This is a genomic window from Streptococcus sp. SN3 (genome assembly GCF_030439905.1).
Genome location: NZ_JAQFJF010000003.1, coordinates 64,608 through 85,571 on the forward strand (window position 1 = coordinate 64,608; position 20,964 = coordinate 85,571).

Genomic DNA, 20,964 nt, shown 5'->3' on the forward strand with positions numbered 1-20,964 from the left:
GTTTAGGTCAACCCATTGTAGACGAAAATCAATCGCTCTCACCCAAGCTAGTTTCAGCTTTCTCTGCTGGGAAATAGCCAACCTCAATGAAATAGTTCTTCTGTGCCTTTAATACTGCACTGTCAACCTGAATACCATTTTTAAAATACGGTACATGCTGAGATGTATTGTCGTTTTTGAAATAAAGCCTTCCTCCATCAAAAGTACCGTCCTGCAGCAAGTGCGCAAAATGCCTTGCCGAACTCTTAGCAGACGAAATTTCATCTATCCACAGCTCTGTATCTACCGATTTTAATTGATAGCCATCAGAAATTGATTGAACGATATCTTGTAAACTCGTTTTCTTAAGATTGAAAAGATGATAGTTTCTATTTAGATCATGACTCTTCATAATCCGAATCACTGCGTCAGTTAGGTAATCAACAGGAGTCAGTTCAAACGCTAAGTTTTGATTAGGGTACACTCCCGTCTCAATACAGGCTTTGATAATTGACCATATGAAGTCTTTTTGCTGACAAGCACCTGTTTCACTGTGGCCAGAAATCCTACCTAATCTATAGATATTCACCGGGAGCCCTTTCTTTTTCGCTAACTCTAGAATTTTTTCAGCTGCCCACTTAGACTGGGTATAACCCATCGGCAAATTATGATATCCCCCTAACATTTGATCTTCATCAACCAAATGTTGGTGCTGCGCATCTTGTGGCGGTTCATAAACATATAAAGTGGAAATGAAGTGAACTGGCTTCACTTGATATAGAACTGCAAAATCCACAATTTCCCTAGTCCCGTCCACATTAGCTTTTTTTAGATTATCATAGGGTTCAAAGAAGTTAACTTTCGCACCATTATGAACGATAGTATCAATAAGTTGAGCATAAGCGATATAGTCCTCCTTATCCATACCAAGGTGAGGTAAAGCTAAGTCCCCACAAATGACAACGATTCTGTCCTCATCATTTGGATTATAGATCTTATACTTCTGCAAGGACTCAACTAGCCTTTTCCTAGCCTCTTTCTGGCTTTTTGCTCGGACCAGACAATATAATGTAGCTGTAGTCTCCTTCAACAAACGATTAAGTAAGAAAGAGCCAAAGAAGCCTGTTGCTCCCGTCACTAATATATGGCTCATGTCTGTGTTCGAATGCTTACCGGCAACCTCAAAAGTTTTCGATAGATACACATCGTCTTCTATATGAGGTATCTTCTTCTCTCTATTTTGAGATGTTCCTAACTGACTCTGTATATAGCGACTATTTCCTAGGATAGTCGGCTCCTCAAAAAGCTCTTTAAGTGAAATACGGACACCAAAGATATCATTAATGGAGAATATTAAATTTGTTGCAAGTAAAGAATGACCACCGATTTGGAAGAAATTATCCTCTGGTGAAATAGATTCTAGATGCAGTAAATTTTTCCAGATCTTTGTTACTTCTGCAACTATATGCTCCTCATACCAATTTTCATCTTGATTGAGTAATTGAGTATTGCTATTGGGCCTTGGTAAGGCTTTGTAGTCTATTTTTCCATTAATTGTCAAAGGAATATGATCAATCAAGACAAATTCATTAGGAATCATATAATACGGTAATCTATCCTGTAAAAAGTCCGTTAATTCCTCTATCACCTTACATTGAATCTTATATTTCAGAGGAACTGTTGTTTCCGTCTTAGCAGGATTATAGCTGTAATAGTTACTTAAATAACGAGCAACAGATTCTTTATTCACAGTCTCAGGATTGTAAATTATTACATCAAGACAAGCAGGAAGATTATCAACACTCGTATAAGTGCGGTATCCCTTTTCTCTTGCCAATGCTTCAAGCTTTAATTTATCATTACTATTCCAAATCGGAAAAAGCTTTATATAATTCTTAATTAATAATTCTTCGTCCACGTTAGGTAAATTATCCACAAGGTATTTCTCATAAGCTACCCTCCTATCTGGAACATTTACAAAATGGATGACCTCTTCGTCAGGAAGATCCATCACATTTTCGCCATCTGACCAATCCACAACTGCTGGTTCCAAATAATCGCTTGTTTTAGAATTCTGTTGCTTATCAATGGTCAGAACGACATCATATCTGTATTTAGAGAGTTCATTATCAATATCACCTATCTTAGGTGTAATCTCTACATTGGCTATCTCAGGTAGTCGATTTGCTAAAAACTTGAAATAATCATGAGCAAAAATAAGTTCTTTCTCATTTTCCCTTCTGATAGACATGTTCTTTCTCAGACAAGCTACATTATCTTCCGGACTTAGACGAGACAACTCAACAGACATATAGTACATATCCAATCGATCGTAACTTCGAATATCTCCTATAACGATATGTCCTTGATCCTGCATGCGTTCAATGGATGCTGCTAAAGTATTTTCAAAATAAGCTACATCTGGGAAATACTGAGCGACTGAATTAATAATCACTGTATCAAAATTCTCATCGAACTGATTGTCCAATTTTTCCACAGAGGCGTGAATAAGTTCTACGTGGTTATAGTTAAAGTTATTTTCTTTAATCACCCGTTTATTGTATTCAATAGCTTCCTTTGATATATCCAAACCAACATATCTCTCCACTCTATCAGCAAGTTTATGCAGAATCATGCCTGTTCCAACACCAATCTCAAGAACTGATTTCATTGGGATATCATAAAGCTTTCCGCTAATGGACTGCAGCCATTCTTTCATCTCAGTCTCTGTCATCTGTTGATTATCATAAGAATTATTCCAACCTGTAATATTAAAGCAGTCATAGCCACCAGTATTACTTTTCTGATAGTTATAATTAAAAACTTCCTCAGTCTCTTCATCATAATCAGATTTTTTCAAGAGTTCCTGAACAATTCCCTCCTTTTTATCCCGACTGAGGGTAAAATAAGAAATTATTCGAGCGTCATCAGCGGATTTATCTAAAACAATTAAATTATCATTGATTAGAGGACTCTGACTAATTTGTTCCTTAATCTCATTAAGTTCAATTCTAAAACCTTTAACCTTGACCTGACCGTCGTTTCTTCCAATATATTCCAGCTCTCCGTTGAAATGCTTACAAGCCAAATCACCTGTTTTATATAAAACACTATTTGCATCATTTGAAAAAGGAGATTTTATAAAACGCTCTGCGGTGAGCACTTCCTGATTCCAGTATCCTTTTGTCACACCAGCTCCACCGACATACATTTCACCAATGACGCCATCCGGAACTAGTCGCATTGTCGGATCCAGTACATATATCTGCAAATCTTTAATAGGTTCTCCTATAATACTTCTGGAAGTATTGTTTAAGCTATCTTTAGTCAAAAGAGCATAAGTCACATGGACAGTTGTTTCGGTAATTCCATACATATTGACTAACTGGGGAGAAACATCTCCATAACTCTCCATCCAAGAAGCTAACATGGCAAAATCCAATGCTTCCCCACCAAAAATAATATAGCGGAGGTTTAGAGTCTCTTTGCACTCTTTCTGATATAGTAGTTCACACTGCAATAGCTGACGGAAAGCGGATGGGGTTTGATTCAATACCGTTACCCTGCGCTCAATTAAAAGTTCCAGAAAATCTGCGGGCATCCTGCTAGTGTCATAAGGTACAATAACTAACTCCCCTCCATAAAGCAAGGCTCCCCAAATTTCCCAAACAGAAAAGTCAAAGGCTACTGAGTGAAACATCGTCCACACATCCATATGGTCGAAATGGTAGAGCGACTCTGTATTGCTAAACAGGCGTAGTACATTATTATCACTGACTATTACCCCTTTTGGATTTCCTGTGGAACCGGAAGTGTAAATCATATAAGCGTCACTATCAGCACTTCTTTCAAGTACTTCTATTTCAACAGGCTCACTTAATGCTCTTTCCTTTTCCTCACTGATATCTACTATAGGGACATTGCTTCTAGTGATAAGTTTATCTAACTTTCCTCTCTGCCCAATCAATAATTCCAGCTCAGCATCTTGGGTGATAAAATCCAATCGCTCCTTGGGGGCATCTGGATCAAGGGGGACATAAGCACAATTGCTCTTTAGAATAGCAAGAATTGTGACAATCATATCAATAGAACGGTCCATACATATTCCTACAAATCCCTTTTTACCGGCAAGATAATGATTGAGACGGCGACTTAACTGATTGGATTTCTGTTCTAGTTGCCTATATGAAACCTCTTCCCCCTGATAACTGATAGCCGTCCTATCAGCATGTTTACTTGCCATTTGTCTAAACTGCTCAATCAGGTTATCTCCTGACAGTGGTTCACTGTCTAGTCGGCTGTGCTCATTAATTATAGGTTTTTCTGTATTGGCTATCTGTTTAATCGGTTGTTTGCTATTTTGTAAAATATCATCTAAGATTGCGAGATACTTATCTGCCATTGCCTTAACTACATCAAGGTCAAACATCTCTTTTTTATACTCAAAAGCCAGCCTTATCCCTTGATCAGTCTCCATTGCCGTCAACAATAAGTCAAATTTTGCCTTGGTATTATCAAATGCATGGCTCTCCACAGTGAGCTCTGGAAGACTTACCTCAACTCTATTAGTATTCTGTAGAGTAAACATTGTCTGAAAAATTGGCGACTGATCACTAATTCTATCACCTACAACCTCTTTTACAACATATTCAAAAGGGATATCTTGATTAGAAAAGGCATTTACAGTTCCCTTTTTAACCATCTGCAACATCTGGTCAAATCGATCGTCAATATTCATTTTCAAACGAATAGGAAGGGTATTGACGAAAAAGCCAATTAAGTTTTCTAGTTCCTTATGCCGGCGATTTGCTATCGGAGTTCCAATAATTAAATCATCCTGGAAGCTATACTTATTGAGCAAAACAGCATACATAGCAAGAAGAGCCATGTAGAGAGTTGTTCCCGTCTCCTTACACAATTCCTTTAAAAGAGTCAGACGACTGTCATCTATATAGGTAATGTATTTTCCAGCCTCTGACATTTCTGCTACATGTTCCCGGCCTCTTATCTTTATTTCCAAGGGGTCTGGTAATGGTATTAGCTGCTCTTTCCAATACTGACATTGGCGTTCCACCCTCTCAGTACCAAGATAATCTTCTTGCCAAAAGGTATAGTCAATGTACTGATAGTCAAGAGGTTCAACCGAATAATCATCCTGTAGATACCGCTGATAGTAGTCCATCAATTCTTGTCCAAAAATTGCAAAGGACCAAGCATCAGAAACAATATGGTGCATAGTAACTACCAAATAATAAGAGTCGGGCTTAGGCCCTTTGACTAGGGATGCTCTAATCAAGAGATCCTTTTCCAAATCAAAGGGTTTAGATATCTCCTCTTTAATAAACGATGAAACTGACTGTTCATCAGACTTCGACAGATCAATTACTTCAATCTTACGTTCAAAAACGTCATTGACAAACTGAATAGGAGTGCCTTCTTTATTCAGTCTAAAATTGGTCCGTAAAATATCATGTCGCTCCACAATCTTCAGGAGACTATGGATTAGCGCTTCTTTATTTAACTTACCCGTTATTTCTAGCACAGAATGCATATTATATGCATCATCGGCTTCATTCAGGCTGTGTAAAAACCACATCCTCTTTTGAGCATGAGACAATGGAGCTTCTTTGCGATTTGTTTTCACAATATTTCGTTTCTTAATCTGCTCACTTCCTGTCTTCCCCTTTAAAATATTAGCCAGCAATTCTTGTTTTTTCCTACTCTCACCATTCATTTTTCTTCCTCAATTCTAAGCAATCTGTCAACCTCTTGGTCGTCCATTGACTCTATGAGCTCCTTTAGCCTTTTCTCGACCAATTTAGCCAACTTTGATACTGTTGAGCAATCAAACAAATCATCCATTTCTAGGTCTATAAGAAACTCATCTTTAACAGCAGCAGTCAGCTGCGTACCCATTAAAGAATGGCCCCCTAGTTCAAAAAAATCGTCCTCGACACCTAGACCAGAGATTCCCAATAAATCCTCCCATATATGAACAAGCCTTTCTTCCAGTTCGTTTTCCGAACTCTTATAAGCTGTCTTTAATTGTGGTCTGACATGTTGGTGCTCTTGCTTTGTTTTAACTTGCACTGCTATCTTTGGAATTTCTTTTCCCTCTGTTTGACTGCTAACATACCAGTAAGAATTTCTTTTGAAAGGATATGTGGGTAGGGATATAATGTTCTGTTTCTCCTGTTGAATCAGCTTTTGCCAATCCAGATGATTGCCAGCTTCCCACCAATTTTTAATGATCGTTAAACAGTCTAAGTAACTGCTGACCGACATGAGCACCTCGTTAGAGTCTCGAACCTTGTCATCCGACAGCCCCAGATAGTCCGCAATAGTTTTTCTCAGTTTCAGAATGTTACTGTCTCCTCGTTCTTCAAGATTATGTATAGATACTTCCAAATCCACACCCAGCTCTTTGAGAAAACTAATCGCTGCTAACTGTTCAGCCAAAATATCAGATGAAACAACTGTCTCGTTTCCCATATCATCTGCCCAAACTTTCGTCAAGTTGCTTTTAACCTTATTATACAAATCTGCAAATAGGGAATTTTCCTCGCTAAGCAATTCTAAATCTGAGCAGATTTCTGGTTCCACTAGAGACACAGATAGACAGGATATCTGCTCCGTTTTGCTTAAACCCTCATTTAAAAACTGTTCAATACCACAAATAAAGTCACGAATGTCTTTTGCTAAAAATACCTTTCTAACATTGAACGACTTTCTGCCTTGTTGCAGGGTTCTTTCGACATCAGCCAAGTTCACTTCTGGATGTTGCGATAGATAGTTGACTAAGTTTTGACACATCTGTCTCAAATCCTCGTCATTTCTGGCTGATAGCGGTAGACAATAGTAGCTTTTCCCTGTTCTCTTCTGAATAGGTTTAATATATTCCTCCAAGATAATATGCCCATTGGTTCCACCGATTCCAAAGGAACTAACAGCTGCTCGTAAAGGCTTCTTCTGAGTATAGTCTATTCCTTCTTTGTTGATATAGAATGGGGAGTCTTTAAAATTAATCTTCGTATTTTCCTTAGTTAGATTGACCATTGGGGGTAATAGCCGATTTTTAGTTATCAGAGCTCCTTTGATAATCCCTGCAATACCGGAAGCAACATTAAGGTGACCCATATTAGCCTTTATGGAGCCTAAGGCGCAGAATTGTTTTTTCTCCGTATAACTCTCATATACTTGCGAGACAGCTTCTACCTCAATAGGATCTCCCATAATTGTTCCGGTACCGTGTGTTTCCAGATAAGAGATGGTGGCAGCGTCAACCTGTGCAAAATCTAAGGCATCACCAATGACTTCCATCTGACCGCTGACACTAGGTGCCGTGTAGCCTACTTTATCACTACCGTCATTATTGAGAGCAAATCCTTTGATAACAGAATAGATCCTGTCATTATCTTCAATGGCATCCTCTAAACGTTTTAAAGCGAGACAAGCCACACCACTGCCAAAAACAGTACCATTAGCAGATTCATCGAATGGACGACAGTAACCGTCTTGCGAAAGAATACTGCCTTTTTCGTACATGTAACCTGTTTTTTGAGGGACATTTATGGTGACTCCACCAGCTAAAGCAAGATCCGCTTGATAAGTTAGTAAACTTTGGCAAGCCATAATGGTACCGACCATTGAACTTGAACAAGCAGATTGTACTGTCATTGTCGGACCAGTACAATTAAGTTTATAGGCAATCTTTGTAGCTATGTGATCCTTATCCAATCCATGCAATAGGGCTTGCATCCCTCCTGCATCCTCCACGAAACGAGAATCATCTTGAATACCTTGTAAAAAATAGTTACTGGCACTCGTACTAGCAAACACAGCTACTTTTTGATTACCATTGTCCGGAATATAACCTGCATCCTCCATAGCCTCCCAAGCTTTCTCTAATAGAAGTCTCTGCTGGGGGTCCATATAAATAGCTTCTTTAGGACTAATCTTGAAAAAATCTGCATCAAATTTATCAACATCTTCTATGTACGAACTACGCTTTACATAGTTTTTGTTTTGAATGGTAGCTGCATCAATCCCAGCCTGTTCTAACTCTTCTTGAGAAAGGGTCTCTAAACATTCAGTCCCATTTTTAATATTTTCCCAATAGTCTTCCAAGTTATTTGATTTGGGAAATTTACAAGCTATCCCCACAATAGCTACCGCATTTGAAATATCTTCACTCATTTTCTGCTCCTTTATCGTTTAAAGTTACCAAAGGATGGGCGCCGCTGCTTAACTCGCTTACGAGTATGATTAGGTTCAGTAGAGGAGGCTGCTGCCTGAATATTGCTCCCCAATTTTTGTTTAATATGGTGGCTAATCAACTGGATAGACGGATAAGTAAATAAATCAATAAGCTTCAATTTAATAGTAAACGCCTGTTCCAACCGAGTCTTTATCTGCGCTAGCAGCAAGGAATGCCCACCAACATCAAAAAAGTTATCATCTATACCAAGATTTTTAAGATTAAGCACGTCTATCCAAATCTGCTTGACAAGTTTTTCTACTTCATCCTTTGGTTCAGGCCCTGCCTCCTGTAAATCGTCCACTGCTTTTGGTAATCTTCTGTAATCTACTTTCCCGTTTGGGGTCAAGGGAATTTGTGAAACAAGAACAAAGCGCTCAGGAATAATATTCTCCGGAATCTGCGATAACAGAAAATGCCGCATGTCGTAGTTTGTAAATAACCCCTGATCAACCACCTCCAAGTAAGCTACTAGTTGTTCTCGCCCTTTGACTGATAGAGTATGAACCAGTGAACGGCGAACGTTATCATGTTTCGAGAGTGCTAATTCAATATCTCCAGTCTCCACACGGTAACCACGAACATTGATTTGTCTGTCTTTTCGTCCCTCAATAATGATACTCCCATCATGTCGGTAGCGCCCAACATCGCCGGTTTTATAAATTTTCCAACCTTTTTTTTCTTGAGAATCTAAAAACTTTTCCCGATTCAATTTCTCATTATTAACATAACCTTGACTAAGGTAGGGGGTTTCAACATAAATCTCACCTAGTTCACCTAATCCGGCTTTAAGACCAGATTCATTGATTATTGATAATTCTACTCCATCGATTCCACTGCCGATAGGTATACTTTCCTTTTCAATGTCAAAGTCTTGAGGAATGTCGTAATAACCCATGACTTGGGGAGTTTCTGTTGTTCCGTAAAAGTTAGTACAGCTTGCCTTAGGGCTAACTTCCTGGGCACGTTTGACAGGGACTGCAGTTAACTCTTCGCCACCAAAGAAGTAATGATTGACCTTTGGGAATCTCACCTCTCCTTCCGACAACATCATAAATAAGGATGGTGTTATGTTTATTTCGTTTATTCCCTGATCATTTATCCACTGTCCTATATTCTCAATATCATACCTGGATTTCTGACTTTGAATCGCTAATCTACCACCGATAAAAAGCGGAGTGAAAATATCTCTGATTAAAGGGTCATGGGATAAACCAGCAAAAAGACCGAAGACACTGTCCTGACCAAGCCCATAATGCTGTGCAAACCACTCTATGAAGTGTATAACCGGTGCATGCGAAGTAGAAACGCAATTGGGAGTCCCTGTTGTTCCTGAAGTGAACAGCACATAAGCTAAATCCCCATCTCCCCTCAGCAGAGTCGTTTTGGACACTTGTTGCACATCATATGCAGCCATCAGGGCATCATAACTACTGTATAGTTTAAGCTCCTTGTTTAAAAAGCTAGCATTTGTCAACTCTTTTTTATTGACAACGATAACCCCTTTTGCCTTAATGGAGGCCAACTGCTTCTCTAGTCTGGCTTTGGGATATTCAGGATCAAAAATGCTGAACACTCCTCCTATTTTTAGAGTTGCAAGCATGCTAATAACCAAGTTCATGTTGCGCTCCCCATAGATTATGACAATATCTCCTTGCCCTAGACCCTTACTGGCTAAAACAGAAGCTAATTTTTCTGACGCTTCCTCCAGTTGCGAATAGGTAATTGAACCATTTTCATCTGACATGGCCACATTATCAGGATACTTTCTTGCACTCTCTGAGACAATTTCATCAATGCATGACATGCTTCTCCGAACTCTCTGGGGCCTATAGGCAGATATTTGCTTCGCTTGTAGCTTCCGCCGGAAATCTTGACTCTCTATCGAAATATCTTTGATTTTAACTTCTTTATCCGCCAGCACAGAATTAATGATCATACATAGCTGATTCAGATATTCCTGCATGCTCTCTTCTTTATACAGGTCACTGTTATAAACTAAGCGAAACTTTATTTCTCCGGAATACTCTTCAACATATAAGGTTAAGTCAAATTTGGAGATTTCCTGTTTGAGAGGATAAGGTACTGCCTCTAGACCGTCCATAGAAAAATTGATTCCATCAGGATTCTGCACATTTAACATAACCTGTACCAAAGGTGACCTGCTCATATCTCTATCAGGTGAGATCATTTTCACAACATCATCAAAAGGAAAATCCTGATTATTGAATGCAGATAGTGCCCGATTTCTAATTGTTTCCATATAATCGGAGACCGTCTGTTCTTGTTCAATGTTACAACGCATAACCACTGTATTCACAAAGAATCCAAGCATAGCTTCCATTTCTTTTCTAGATCTCCCCGCCACAGGAACCCCAATCGGCAAATCCCTCTCTCCACTTAATTTATGCAATAAGATGGAGAAAACTGTCATCATAAACATAAAGCTCGTTATTTTATTTTCCTTGCAGAAATTTTTTAACTGGCTAGCATGGCTCCCAGTCAGTGAACGTTCCACTGTATTGCCATTATGACTTTGCAGTTTAGGGCGTTTATAATCTGTCGGAATAGATAAGGCAGGCATATCTGAATCTAGGGTATTTGCCCAAAAATTTCTCTGCTGCTCTTGCATTTCTTTTTGCTGCTTAAGCCAGTAGACATAGTCCAGATATTGCAAGTCTGACTCCCTTGCTAACTGCACTGTCTTCTCTCCTCCTTTTAGTAAGCTATTATATAATTCCGAAAGTTCGCCAATCAGCAGTTCCATAGTCCAACCATCTGAGATAATATGATGTATAGCAATGACTAGAATGTATTCATGCTCACCTAAATGGATGACTGATACTCTGATTAGCGGTTCACTGCTTAGGCTAAATTGACGCTTTTCAATAGATGATATAACCTCTTTTGCGGCAATTGCTGCTTGATCAGCTCCTAAATCTGCTAAATAATAATGACTCAGGTGAAGGGGTGTTTCAGTTCTTATTATTTGATAGGGAATTCCTTCTCTATCAAAGAAATTGACCCGTAAAATCTCATGATTTCTGGCTAATTGATTCAGTGCCTTCTCAAGCAAAACGCTATCTAAATATCCTTTTAAATGAATTGGCATGACAATATTATATCCACCGTTTTGAGGCGCTACCTGCTCAGTAATCCAAAGCTGCTTCTGCTGTGGAGAAAGTTCCAGTTCGTCGTACCGTTCCACCTTTTTAATCGGTTTGGCAGCAGTAGTCAAATCTGATTTGTCAAAATAAGCAGCCATATCCAAAACAGTTGGCTTGCTGAACACCGTATTTGCAGTCAAATCAAGATGAAATTGCTGATTGATATCATTTATCAGTTTTGTGGCAGTCAGTGAGTGTCCGCCTATTTCGAAAAAGTTATCGTCTATTCCAATATCCTCTGTATCTAAAACATTTTTCCAAATAACCAGTAGTGCTCTTTGAGTTTCAGTCTCAGGTTCCTTTACAGCCCGTTTTACTTCTATATTGATAAGCAGTTCCTTTTCAATTTGCCTCATATCTGCTTTTCCATTCCAAGTCAGAGGGATTTCACTTACAAAACTAATAATGTCTGGCACCATATAGTGCGGAAGCTGAGTTTTGAGGTAAGCTCGTATTTCTTGAGCAGTCCTGGTCTGGTGGGGGCCCAGTCCACTCTTTACCACTGCATACAGAACGTCTAGACCTCCTTTGTTGATGATACCAATTACAGCATCCTGAGCTTTGAGATAATCCAAAATGCTGGCCCGTATTTCATCTGTCTCGATACGAAAGCCACGTAATTTGACCTGACTATCCTTTCGACCTAGGAAATCTAGTTCCCCCTCCTGATTCCAACGAACCATATCACCAGTTGCATATAAGAGGCGCTCCTTTCCATCTCTGAAAGTCTTGCTAATAAACTTTTCTTTATTTAAATCTTCACGGTACAGATAACCACTACATAGCCCTATACCCCCTATATAAAGTTCTCCTACGCTCCCTTTAGGCAACAAATTTAACTGTTCATCCAAAACAAAGACATCGACATTGTCTAGTGGCTTGCCAATAGTCATCTTCTTTCCAGGCTCGCATTTTGCAGTTGTTGTCCAAATCGTCGCTTCTGTCGGTCCATAGGCATTGAAGAAATGATAGTCCCGCCCCCACATATTCACCAATTCGCTAGGACAGGCTTCACCTGCAACAATGATTGTCTCTAATTTATCTAATACTTTAGGAGACGCTAAAGAAAGCACGGAGGGAGTTAAACAGATATGGGTAATCTCTTTGTCCTTAATGAATTTGGTTAAGTGATTTCCTAAAACCTTATCTTTGTCAACAACATGAAGTTCAGCTCCATTTCCTAATGCCATCAACATCTCAAAAATTGAAGCGTCAAAGCAGAAAGAGGCAAATTGGAGTATCTTGCTTCCTTCATTAAGTCCGAATAGTCTTCTCTGTTCCTCAACCACATTACACAAGCCTCTATGTGGCACTACAACTCCTTTGGGATTTCCAGTAGAACCAGACGTATAGATAACATAAGCAGCATCCTCAGAATCCACGACAGGCTTGGGAACAGGAACTGTATTTGGTTTCTCTAACAAATCTTCAATAGCTTTTATATGATTTATACCCAAAGATGCCCAATCAAGCTTTGTTCTATCCCTTCTATTCAACAGCAAAGTTTTAATTCCTGCATCATTCGTGATATAATGAACTCTCTCACTAGGATATCCAGTATCAATGGGCACATATACCATACCAGCTTTTAAGATAGCTAGCACAGCAACGATAGCTTCTATGCTTTTATCCATAAAAACACCAATGAAAGATTTAGGGCTGACTTCACTAAGTAATTGATCCGCTATTTTATTTGACGCTGCATCCAATTGCTCATACGTTATAGTATCGTCACCAAAGGATACAGAAATGTTGTCCCCATATGCTGAGACGATTTTCTTGAAATGCTCAGTTACCAAGCTGTCTACGATAGGCCTTTGGGTATTTAAGCTAAGGAGCTCTTCTTCCTGCTCCGCTGATAGTAGAGAAATATCTTTTACTGCTAAACACGGATTTTCTACCACCGTTTCAATGATATGCAACAGAGCTTGCAGTAACTGCTCTATTCTATCTGCAGTAAACAAATCCGACCTGTACTCTATGAAACCGTTTAGGATATCATTTGTATCAAAAACAGATAGGGTCAAATCAAACAGCGCCTGACTAGTCTCTACATCCCTAAAATCAATTGCCATCCCCATGAAATCCATTTTAACCTTTGGAGTATTTTCATAGTTGTACATCGCTTGAAATAATGTCGGAAATCGATTATCCTGCTCATACTCTATCTTATTCAGACAGGTATATAAGTCAACATCCTTGTGCTGCATTACCTCGTAGAATTTCTTTTGTGTACCTTTTAGATAATCCCCTAAGCTGACACTATCATCAATAACTGTTCTGACTCCCAGAGTATTGATTAAGCAACCAACTAGATTTCTAAAAGCTGGATTTTCTCTATCAGCAACAGCTGTCCCTACCACAAAATCCTTTTGTCCCGTATACTTACCTAACATCAATTGATAAGCTGACAAAATGATATTAGATGCTGTAATATGGTGGGTTTTCTCGTATTGCTTTATCAGATTAACCAAACTTTGATCCAACTTAAAGTAGAGTCTTTTACCTTGGTATGACGGTTGAATGCTTCTTTCAAAATCACTTTCCAACCTTAAGATTTTTAAACCTTCCAGCTCCTTAACCCAATAGTCGGATGACTCTGTCTTCTGTTGTTTTTTCCATATCAAATAGTCGATATTATTATTTTTTTCGTATATCACATGAATCGGTTGATTCTGCTTAGACAGATTATAATAGTTTTGTAGCTGACGGATAACAATCCCAAACGACCAGCCATCCATTACTGTATGATGTGTGGCTAAAATCATAACAAATTTGTCACTAGCTAACTTGACAACTGTTACTCGTAACAAGGGGAGGCAGTTCAACAGCATTTTCTGCTGTGACTCAGACTGGATTAACTGATTGACCTCTACCTCCCCATCAATCTTACCAGATAAATCGATATAATTTAAACTGGTAGGTGATGCTTCCTCTATAACCTGCCTGTAACTCTTAGCAGTTTTCTCAAATCTTGTCCTCAAAGCACTGTTGTATCGCATCAAATGGTCTAATGCTTGATTTAATACCTCTACATCAAGCTTCCCTGATATATTAACGGCAGATACAAGGTTATACACTCCCAGCTCACTGTTCATTTCTTCATAATCAAGCATATGCTTCTGCATCGAGGATACTTCATACTCTTGTAAATGGTTGCTTTTAAAGCCTCTTTCTTTTTGAATGGCTGATTGATTAAGCCTCTTAGCTAAGAGCATCTCAACCTGGCTGATTCCTTGATTTTTCACTTTACTTTGTCCATCTAATTTCATTAACTTCCTCGTCTTGTATAATATTTTATAGTGATGTGTTTTAACCTTCTGCTATCAATTGATTTGTAACAATCTCAGCAAGCTCTGAGATACAGCCTGATTCGATGATACTTTGAATCCCTACTTCCAAATCTATACTTTCTTTGATAGCCCCAGCGTACTGGCTGGCCAAAAGCGAGCTCAGACCCAATTCAAAAAAGTTATCAGATACTCCGATATTTTCGACGCCAATAATCTCTTTAAGGAGATTCAAGAGCAGCACTTCTACTTCATCTCGTGGCTCTACATAAGCAGCAGAAATTCTATCTCTACTGATGTTGGAACTATAAACATTACTACTATCCCCTGTTACTCCCTCTCGACTATGGTTATTAGTTGCCATAATTGAGAATTCTTGATGGTCAAATTGATAGGTGGGCATGTGAATTCTACTTGCTTTGCCATTCTGAAGCGTTTCAAACTCTACAGAAACCCCTAACTCCCAAAGGTGGGCCAATTTTTCCAGAAAGAAACTGTATTGATCCTCCTTAGAATACCGACCCGGCAACATTTCGACAAAGAAGTGTTCCTTAGATGCCTGTTGCTTTGCCAAATCAATAAGCGTTTTTCCAGAGCCAATTTCAATAAAAACAGCTTCTCCCCCATCTAATAATTGTTGTACCCCCGATGAAAACAGGACCGGATTAATGATATGGTTTTTCCAGTAGCTGCTCCTAGACATCTGTTCCTTTTCAACCACTCTTGCGGTGGTATTAGAGATGCACTCTATAGAAGGATCTTTCAAATCAAATTTGTCTAAGTAGGTTTCAAATCGCTTAGCAGCTTCTTCCATCATGGGCGTGTGGAAAGCATGGGAGGTTTTCAGAGCTTGGTGTAATATCTTGTTAGCCGATAAAACTCGTTCAGCCTTAGCAATCTTATCCTCAGCTCCACCCACTACTACTGCTTTAGGGGCATTAACTGCAGATATATGGACACCGTCCAAGTCGAGTGCTGCTATGTCTTCTACTGAGGCCCTCACTGCTAACATCTTTCCTTTATCTGCTTTCTGGAGATATTGACCCCTCCAGTAGACTATTTCCAAGCCCTGTTCAAATGTCATGACACCTGATAAACATGCGCCAATACACTCTCCTAAACTATGTCCGATAATTTTATCAGGCTTTATTCCAATAGACATTAGATACTTTCCCAGTGCATAGGAGATAATAAAAATTAAAGGCTGAGCGTATTCTGTATTGTCGATAATTTCTTGAGCCTTACTAATGGAAATTTTGTCTGGATACAACACTTTAATAAAGTCTGCTTCGTATTTACTACGGAGTATATCGAACCCTTTGTTAACAATATCTCTAAATGAGCTGATTCTCTCATACAATCCCTTAGCCATATTTACAAATTGGCTCCCCTGTCCCGTTACCAGAAAGTAAACCGGCCTCTTTTGAGCTTTGGCTAATTTCATCCCTTTTAGACGCTGTTGAATTTGTCTGCTTAAATCTTCCCTACTTTCCGAAACAACAGCCTGTCGCAGATTAAAGGCTTCTCTACCTTCTTGCAATATCTTCGCTATATCGTAGAGATTATCGCTCCTATTTTGGAGCAGCCAGTCTGACAACTTTTCCATATTCATCATCAAAGAATTTTGTGTTTTGGCAGAAAAAGGGAAAATCTCTTTTCTTGTCTGTTTATTATGCTCCTTCTTTCTTATAGGTGCTGTCTCTAAGATAGCATGAGCGTTAGTCCCACCGATTCCAAAGGAACTTACTGCTACCCGTATAGGGACTTTTGGGTCTAATTTAATCAGCTTTTGATTTATGAAGAAGTGACTATTCGTCAAATCAAGCTTTGGATTCTCCTTATGAAATCCTGCCATCGGAGGAACCACCCCATGCTTAAGAATCAATAAGGCCTTTATTAATCCGGCAACGCCTGAAGCGGCATTCAAATGCCCAATATTTGATTTGATACTACCAATCGCACAAAAATTTTTCTTAGAGGTTTCTTCTCCATAAACTTGTGACAAAGCTTTGAGTTCCAATAAATCGCCTATTTCTGTACCAGTACCATGTGTCTCAATATATTGGATGGACTCAGCAGGAACATCTGCTATGTCCAGACAATCTTTTATTACCTCAGCTTGTCCTGACACACTCGGAGCAGTAAAGCCTACCTTATCATTCCCATCATTATTGATAGCTGAACCTTTGATAACACCATATATATCATCATCATCTTTTATTGCTTCATCTAAGCGTTTTAAGACAACGACTCCTACACCATCACTAAATACTGTTCCATCTGAGTTAACTTCAAACGGGCGACAAGCTCCCGACTTTGAAAAAATCATGCCATCTTGATACTTATATCCTTGCTTGATAGGGTAAGAGATAGATACACCGCCGGCAACAGCCATATCACAATCACCGCTTAACAAGCCTTGACAGGCAGAATGAACAGCTACTAAAGACGTAGAACAAGTTGACTGAATGACCACACTTGGACCTGTTAAGTTCAGCTTATAGGATACACGAGTTGATAAAAGATCTTTATCGCTGCCTAACATGATATTGAAATCATCATACTGACTAAGTATTCCTTTTTGTATAGCACGGAGTAAATAAGTATTCATTCCTGAGCCAGCATAGACACCAACTCTTCCTTTGTATTTAGAAATTGCATAACCCGAATCTTCTATACCTTTCCATACTTCCTCCATAAATACTCGTGCTTGAGGATCCATAATCATTGATTCTTTGACGGTATAATCAAAGAATTCAGAGTCGAAGTTATTTGGTGAGTCAATGACACCTTTTACTCTGACATATTGATCTGATTCAAGACTTTCCTCAGGTATCCCCTCATTTATCAGCTCTTCCTTGCTAAAGTGCTGCAAACAGTCCTTTCCTGATAGTAAATTTCCCCATAACCTATCTACAGACTCTGCCTGAGGAAATCTACCTGACATACCTATAACTGCAATTGCATTTTCATTTGTCATATTTTTATTTACCTATGCTTTCAATTAATATTTGACGGCTTACGATTACGGCGCTCTCTTATATCACCAAGTCTATTCTTCCTTCTCTGCTTCCCAGAGTGACTAGGCATCTCAGTTCCTTCTTCACAAGTCTGTAACTTGAGAAAGTTAGACAATCCAGAAATGGTCGGGTAAGTAAAAATCTCTGAAAGTCCCACTTTCACCTGCAGTTCTTCCTCTAGCCTCTGCTGTAAGCTCATAGCCAGTAAAGATGTCCCACCGATATCAAAAAAGTTGTCCTCTGCATCAAAATCCCAATGGCCTAAGATATCTCCCCAAATCTGACTTACTTTTTGATAGGAACTTGGACTATCTGCTAGCTTTCCTCTAGTTTTTGATAGAACCTCTCCCTCTAAGGATAATAATTTTTTCTTATCAACCTTTTGATTTGGGGTTAAAGGGATTTGATTAATTCTAATGAATTCTGATGGCATCATATACGGAGGTAGATTTTGGCTACAAAAGCTTCTTATCTCTTCTGACAGATTATTTCGTTCCTCTTCGTGCACAATATAGGCTACCAGTTTATCTCCCTTAAGCAAGACCGTATTACCTTTAATGCCGGGAAAATCACTTAGAATGTTTTCAATTTCTCCAAGTTCAATCCTATAACCACTGAGTTTAATCTGATCATCGGTACGACCCACTATTTGAATCTCTCCGTTATCCAGATATTTTGCCAAGTCCCCAGTATCGTAAATTCTTTTTTGACAACCATCAATTTCAATGTCAAAGAACCGTTCTTGTGTAAGAATCTCTTGCTTGAAGTAGCCAACAGCTAATCCTACACCTGACAAATACAGTTTGCCAGTGATATTTTTAGGTGCTATCTCATAGAACTCATCTAAAACATAAGCCTCCATATTATGAATTGGGCTCCCTGCAGAAATTAGTTCATCTGTAACTGACAATTGTTTAATCGTTGCCCATATAGTAGCCTCGGTAGGACCATACACATTCCAAACCTTTGAGAAATTAGAAAGTAGCTGATTGGAAAGCGATTTAGAAACCATTTCACCACCGACCAATACATCAAGTTCCTTTTTTCCTTGCCATTCCGACCCCAGAATCATTGTCCAGGTTGTAGAGGTCCCTTGAAAGATATTGATACCAAATTCCTCAAGGACCTTTGTAAACAAATGAGGAGTTGTAATAATGTCTTTGGTTAATAGAGAAGTCTCCCCCCCCAATGTCAGTGGCAAAAGGAATTCTAAAATAGAAATGTCAAAAGAAATACTTGTAATCCCCCCGATATTTACTTTCTCTTTCTTTCGCAGATTTAATAATTCGCTCATTGACTGCAAAAAATTAATCAATGCTCTATGCTGTACCTCAACTCCCTTAGGTTTTCCTGTTGAGCCAGAAGTAAAAATGATATAAGCACTATCTTCTGATTCTACACTTATAGATTCGGCATTAGTAGCTAGATAATGAAGAGGCACTTCTAAGGCCTCTTCCACAGTGATAGCCTCTCTTAAAAATTCTTCCTGCTCTTTCAGTACCTCTCTTGTTATAATCGCTGTTGATGCGGTTTGTTCTAAAATATAGTTGATTCTATTCTTTGGAAACGAGATGTCCACTGGAACATAGACAGCTCCTATCTTCATAATGGATAGAAAAGCCACAATTACTTCTGCTCTCTTGTCCATGTATACGATAACCGGTTCTCCCTTCTTAATGCCTCTCTGTCTGAGCTGATAAGCTAAAGAATCAATACATATCTGCATTTGCCCATAGGTCAACGTCTTATACATGTCTCTTACAGCAATTTTATCGGGATATTTGGCAGTATTTTCTTCTATCAACTTAACCACATTGGAATACTCTTTAAAGATCTTGCTTCTTCTTTTAGAAGCAGTCATCAATTCTCGCCTCTCATTATCATCTGCATACCTGAGTTTCTGTAAGTCAATTTCAATATGGTTGACCACTCTAGATATTAATTTTTTATAGCGAGAAATATAGTCATCTATTTTACTTTGTTTAAAAATACCAATATTGTATTTAAAAATTCCTGTAAATCCCTCTCTGTTCTCCACTAGTTCTAATGCCAAGTCCATCTGATCCAACTGCTGCTTAACAGGAAAACCTTTAATACTGTAACCTATAATAGTCTGTTTAGCATCCAAGCTCTGGTCTATATATAAGTCACTGTCAGTTCTTTTCGACAGATAATTAAAAGTAGTCTGAAATATTGGATCCTTCTTATCCCTGTTGGGATTAATCTTCTCTACCATTAAAGGATACGGCACCCTTTTATGTAACATAGCTTCCACAAAAGTTGAGTTGACAGTCTTAAGCATTTCGACAAAATTACCGTTTTTACTCTCCATTTTTATAGGTAGCAAATTGACAAAATTCCCGATAGCCTCCCTATACTTGAGCGCCCTCCTAAGGCTGACCGGAACACCAACAATCGTATCTCTTCTACCATATACTTGACAAAGAAGTAAATGATAAACCGTGAGAAAAAAGATAAAAGGAGAAATATGAATGGATAGACACAACTGTTCAATTTTTTTATTTTCTTCACTATTGATTTCAAATTCAACTTTGGCCCCTCTGCTCCCCAAAAACTCCTGTGGTTGCTTTTTCTCAACACCAAAATCAAGTCTTGTATCGGTAACCTTGAGTTTATTTTCCCAAAAAGCCATCTTTTCTGGGAAACGATTTGAAGAAATAAACTGTCTTTCTCCGTTCACAAAACTTTTATATGGAGTCTCTATTCTTCTGACAACTGTATCATGCCCATTGGCCAAAGCATCATATATTGTTATAAAATCATTCATAAAAATTTCAACACTATTAAAATCAGCAATCACATGGTGAAGCACAATGCTAACTATAACATAAGACTCCTTTGGGTAAAGATACACTCTCAATAGGCTATCTACCAATAAATCATAGCTTTTATGAAAATCTGAATTAATCTTGTTCGAAATCTCTACGCTATCTAAGTTCCTGATATCCTCTATAACAAAATCATACTCGGCTCCCTCATCAATATATTGGTATATTTCTCCGTTCTCTTTAAAAAATTTAGTTTTGAGAATCTCGTGCTTCAGCATCAATTTATCAAATACTAATCGAAATAGCTGTTTATCAAAACGTTGGAAAAATTCAAAAGCAATCCCTACATTATATGCCGTGCTTGAGGGATTCAATTCCTGTAAAAAATACAAAGACTGTTGTCCGTAACTTAGATTATACTTATTCACTTCGTTCTCCATTTCTTATCTAATTTTCATAAAG

General features: G+C 38.5%; 5 protein-coding genes. All 5 read right to left on the bottom strand.

Annotated features, from left to right (window positions below):
• Window positions 1-28 precede the first annotated feature (28 nt).
• Genes PCY71_RS07215 through PCY71_RS07235 form a run of 5 tightly spaced genes read right to left on the bottom strand, consistent with a single transcriptional unit; the run spans window position 29 to window position 20,930 of the window.
• Complete coding sequence (locus tag PCY71_RS07215) at window positions 29-5,713, bottom strand: non-ribosomal peptide synthetase (RefSeq protein ID WP_048774067.1); 5,685 nt, start codon at window positions 5,711-5,713, stop codon at window positions 29-31.
• Complete coding sequence (locus PCY71_RS07220; RefSeq protein ID WP_048774065.1) at window positions 5,710-8,175, bottom strand: type I polyketide synthase; 2,466 nt, start codon at window positions 8,173-8,175, stop codon at window positions 5,710-5,712. The genes PCY71_RS07215 and PCY71_RS07220 overlap by 4 nt, the downstream gene beginning before the upstream one ends.
• 11 nt (window positions 8,176-8,186) lie before the next feature.
• Entirely contained in the window at window positions 8,187-14,675 is a 6,489-nt protein-coding gene (locus tag PCY71_RS07225; protein ID WP_048774063.1) for a non-ribosomal peptide synthetase, read from the bottom strand.
• A 40-nt stretch (window positions 14,676-14,715) separates the two neighbouring features.
• Entirely contained in the window at window positions 14,716-17,673 is a 2,958-nt protein-coding gene (locus PCY71_RS07230; RefSeq protein WP_048774061.1) for a type I polyketide synthase, read from the bottom strand.
• A gap of 20 nt (window positions 17,674-17,693) precedes the next feature.
• Window positions 17,694-20,930 (bottom strand): non-ribosomal peptide synthetase, encoded by a 3,237-nt coding sequence (locus tag PCY71_RS07235; RefSeq protein WP_048774058.1) that lies wholly within the window; start codon window positions 20,928-20,930, stop codon window positions 17,694-17,696.
• Between the last annotated feature and the right edge of the window lie 34 nt (window positions 20,931-20,964).

What these genes read in the sequence shown, in the direction of transcription:
- PCY71_RS07230 (WP_048774061.1), bottom strand. Translation starts at nt 17,673, where the DNA reads ATGACAAATGAAAATGCAATTGCAGTTATAGGTATGTCAGGTAGATTT.
- PCY71_RS07220 (WP_048774065.1), bottom strand. Translation starts at nt 8,175, where the DNA reads ATGAGTGAAGATATTTCAAATGCGGTAGCTATTGTGGGGATAGCTTGT.
- PCY71_RS07225 (WP_048774063.1), bottom strand. Translation starts at nt 14,675, where the DNA reads ATGAAATTAGATGGACAAAGTAAAGTGAAAAATCAAGGAATCAGCCAG.
- PCY71_RS07215 (WP_048774067.1), bottom strand. Translation starts at nt 5,713, where the DNA reads ATGAATGGTGAGAGTAGGAAAAAACAAGAATTGCTGGCTAATATTTTA.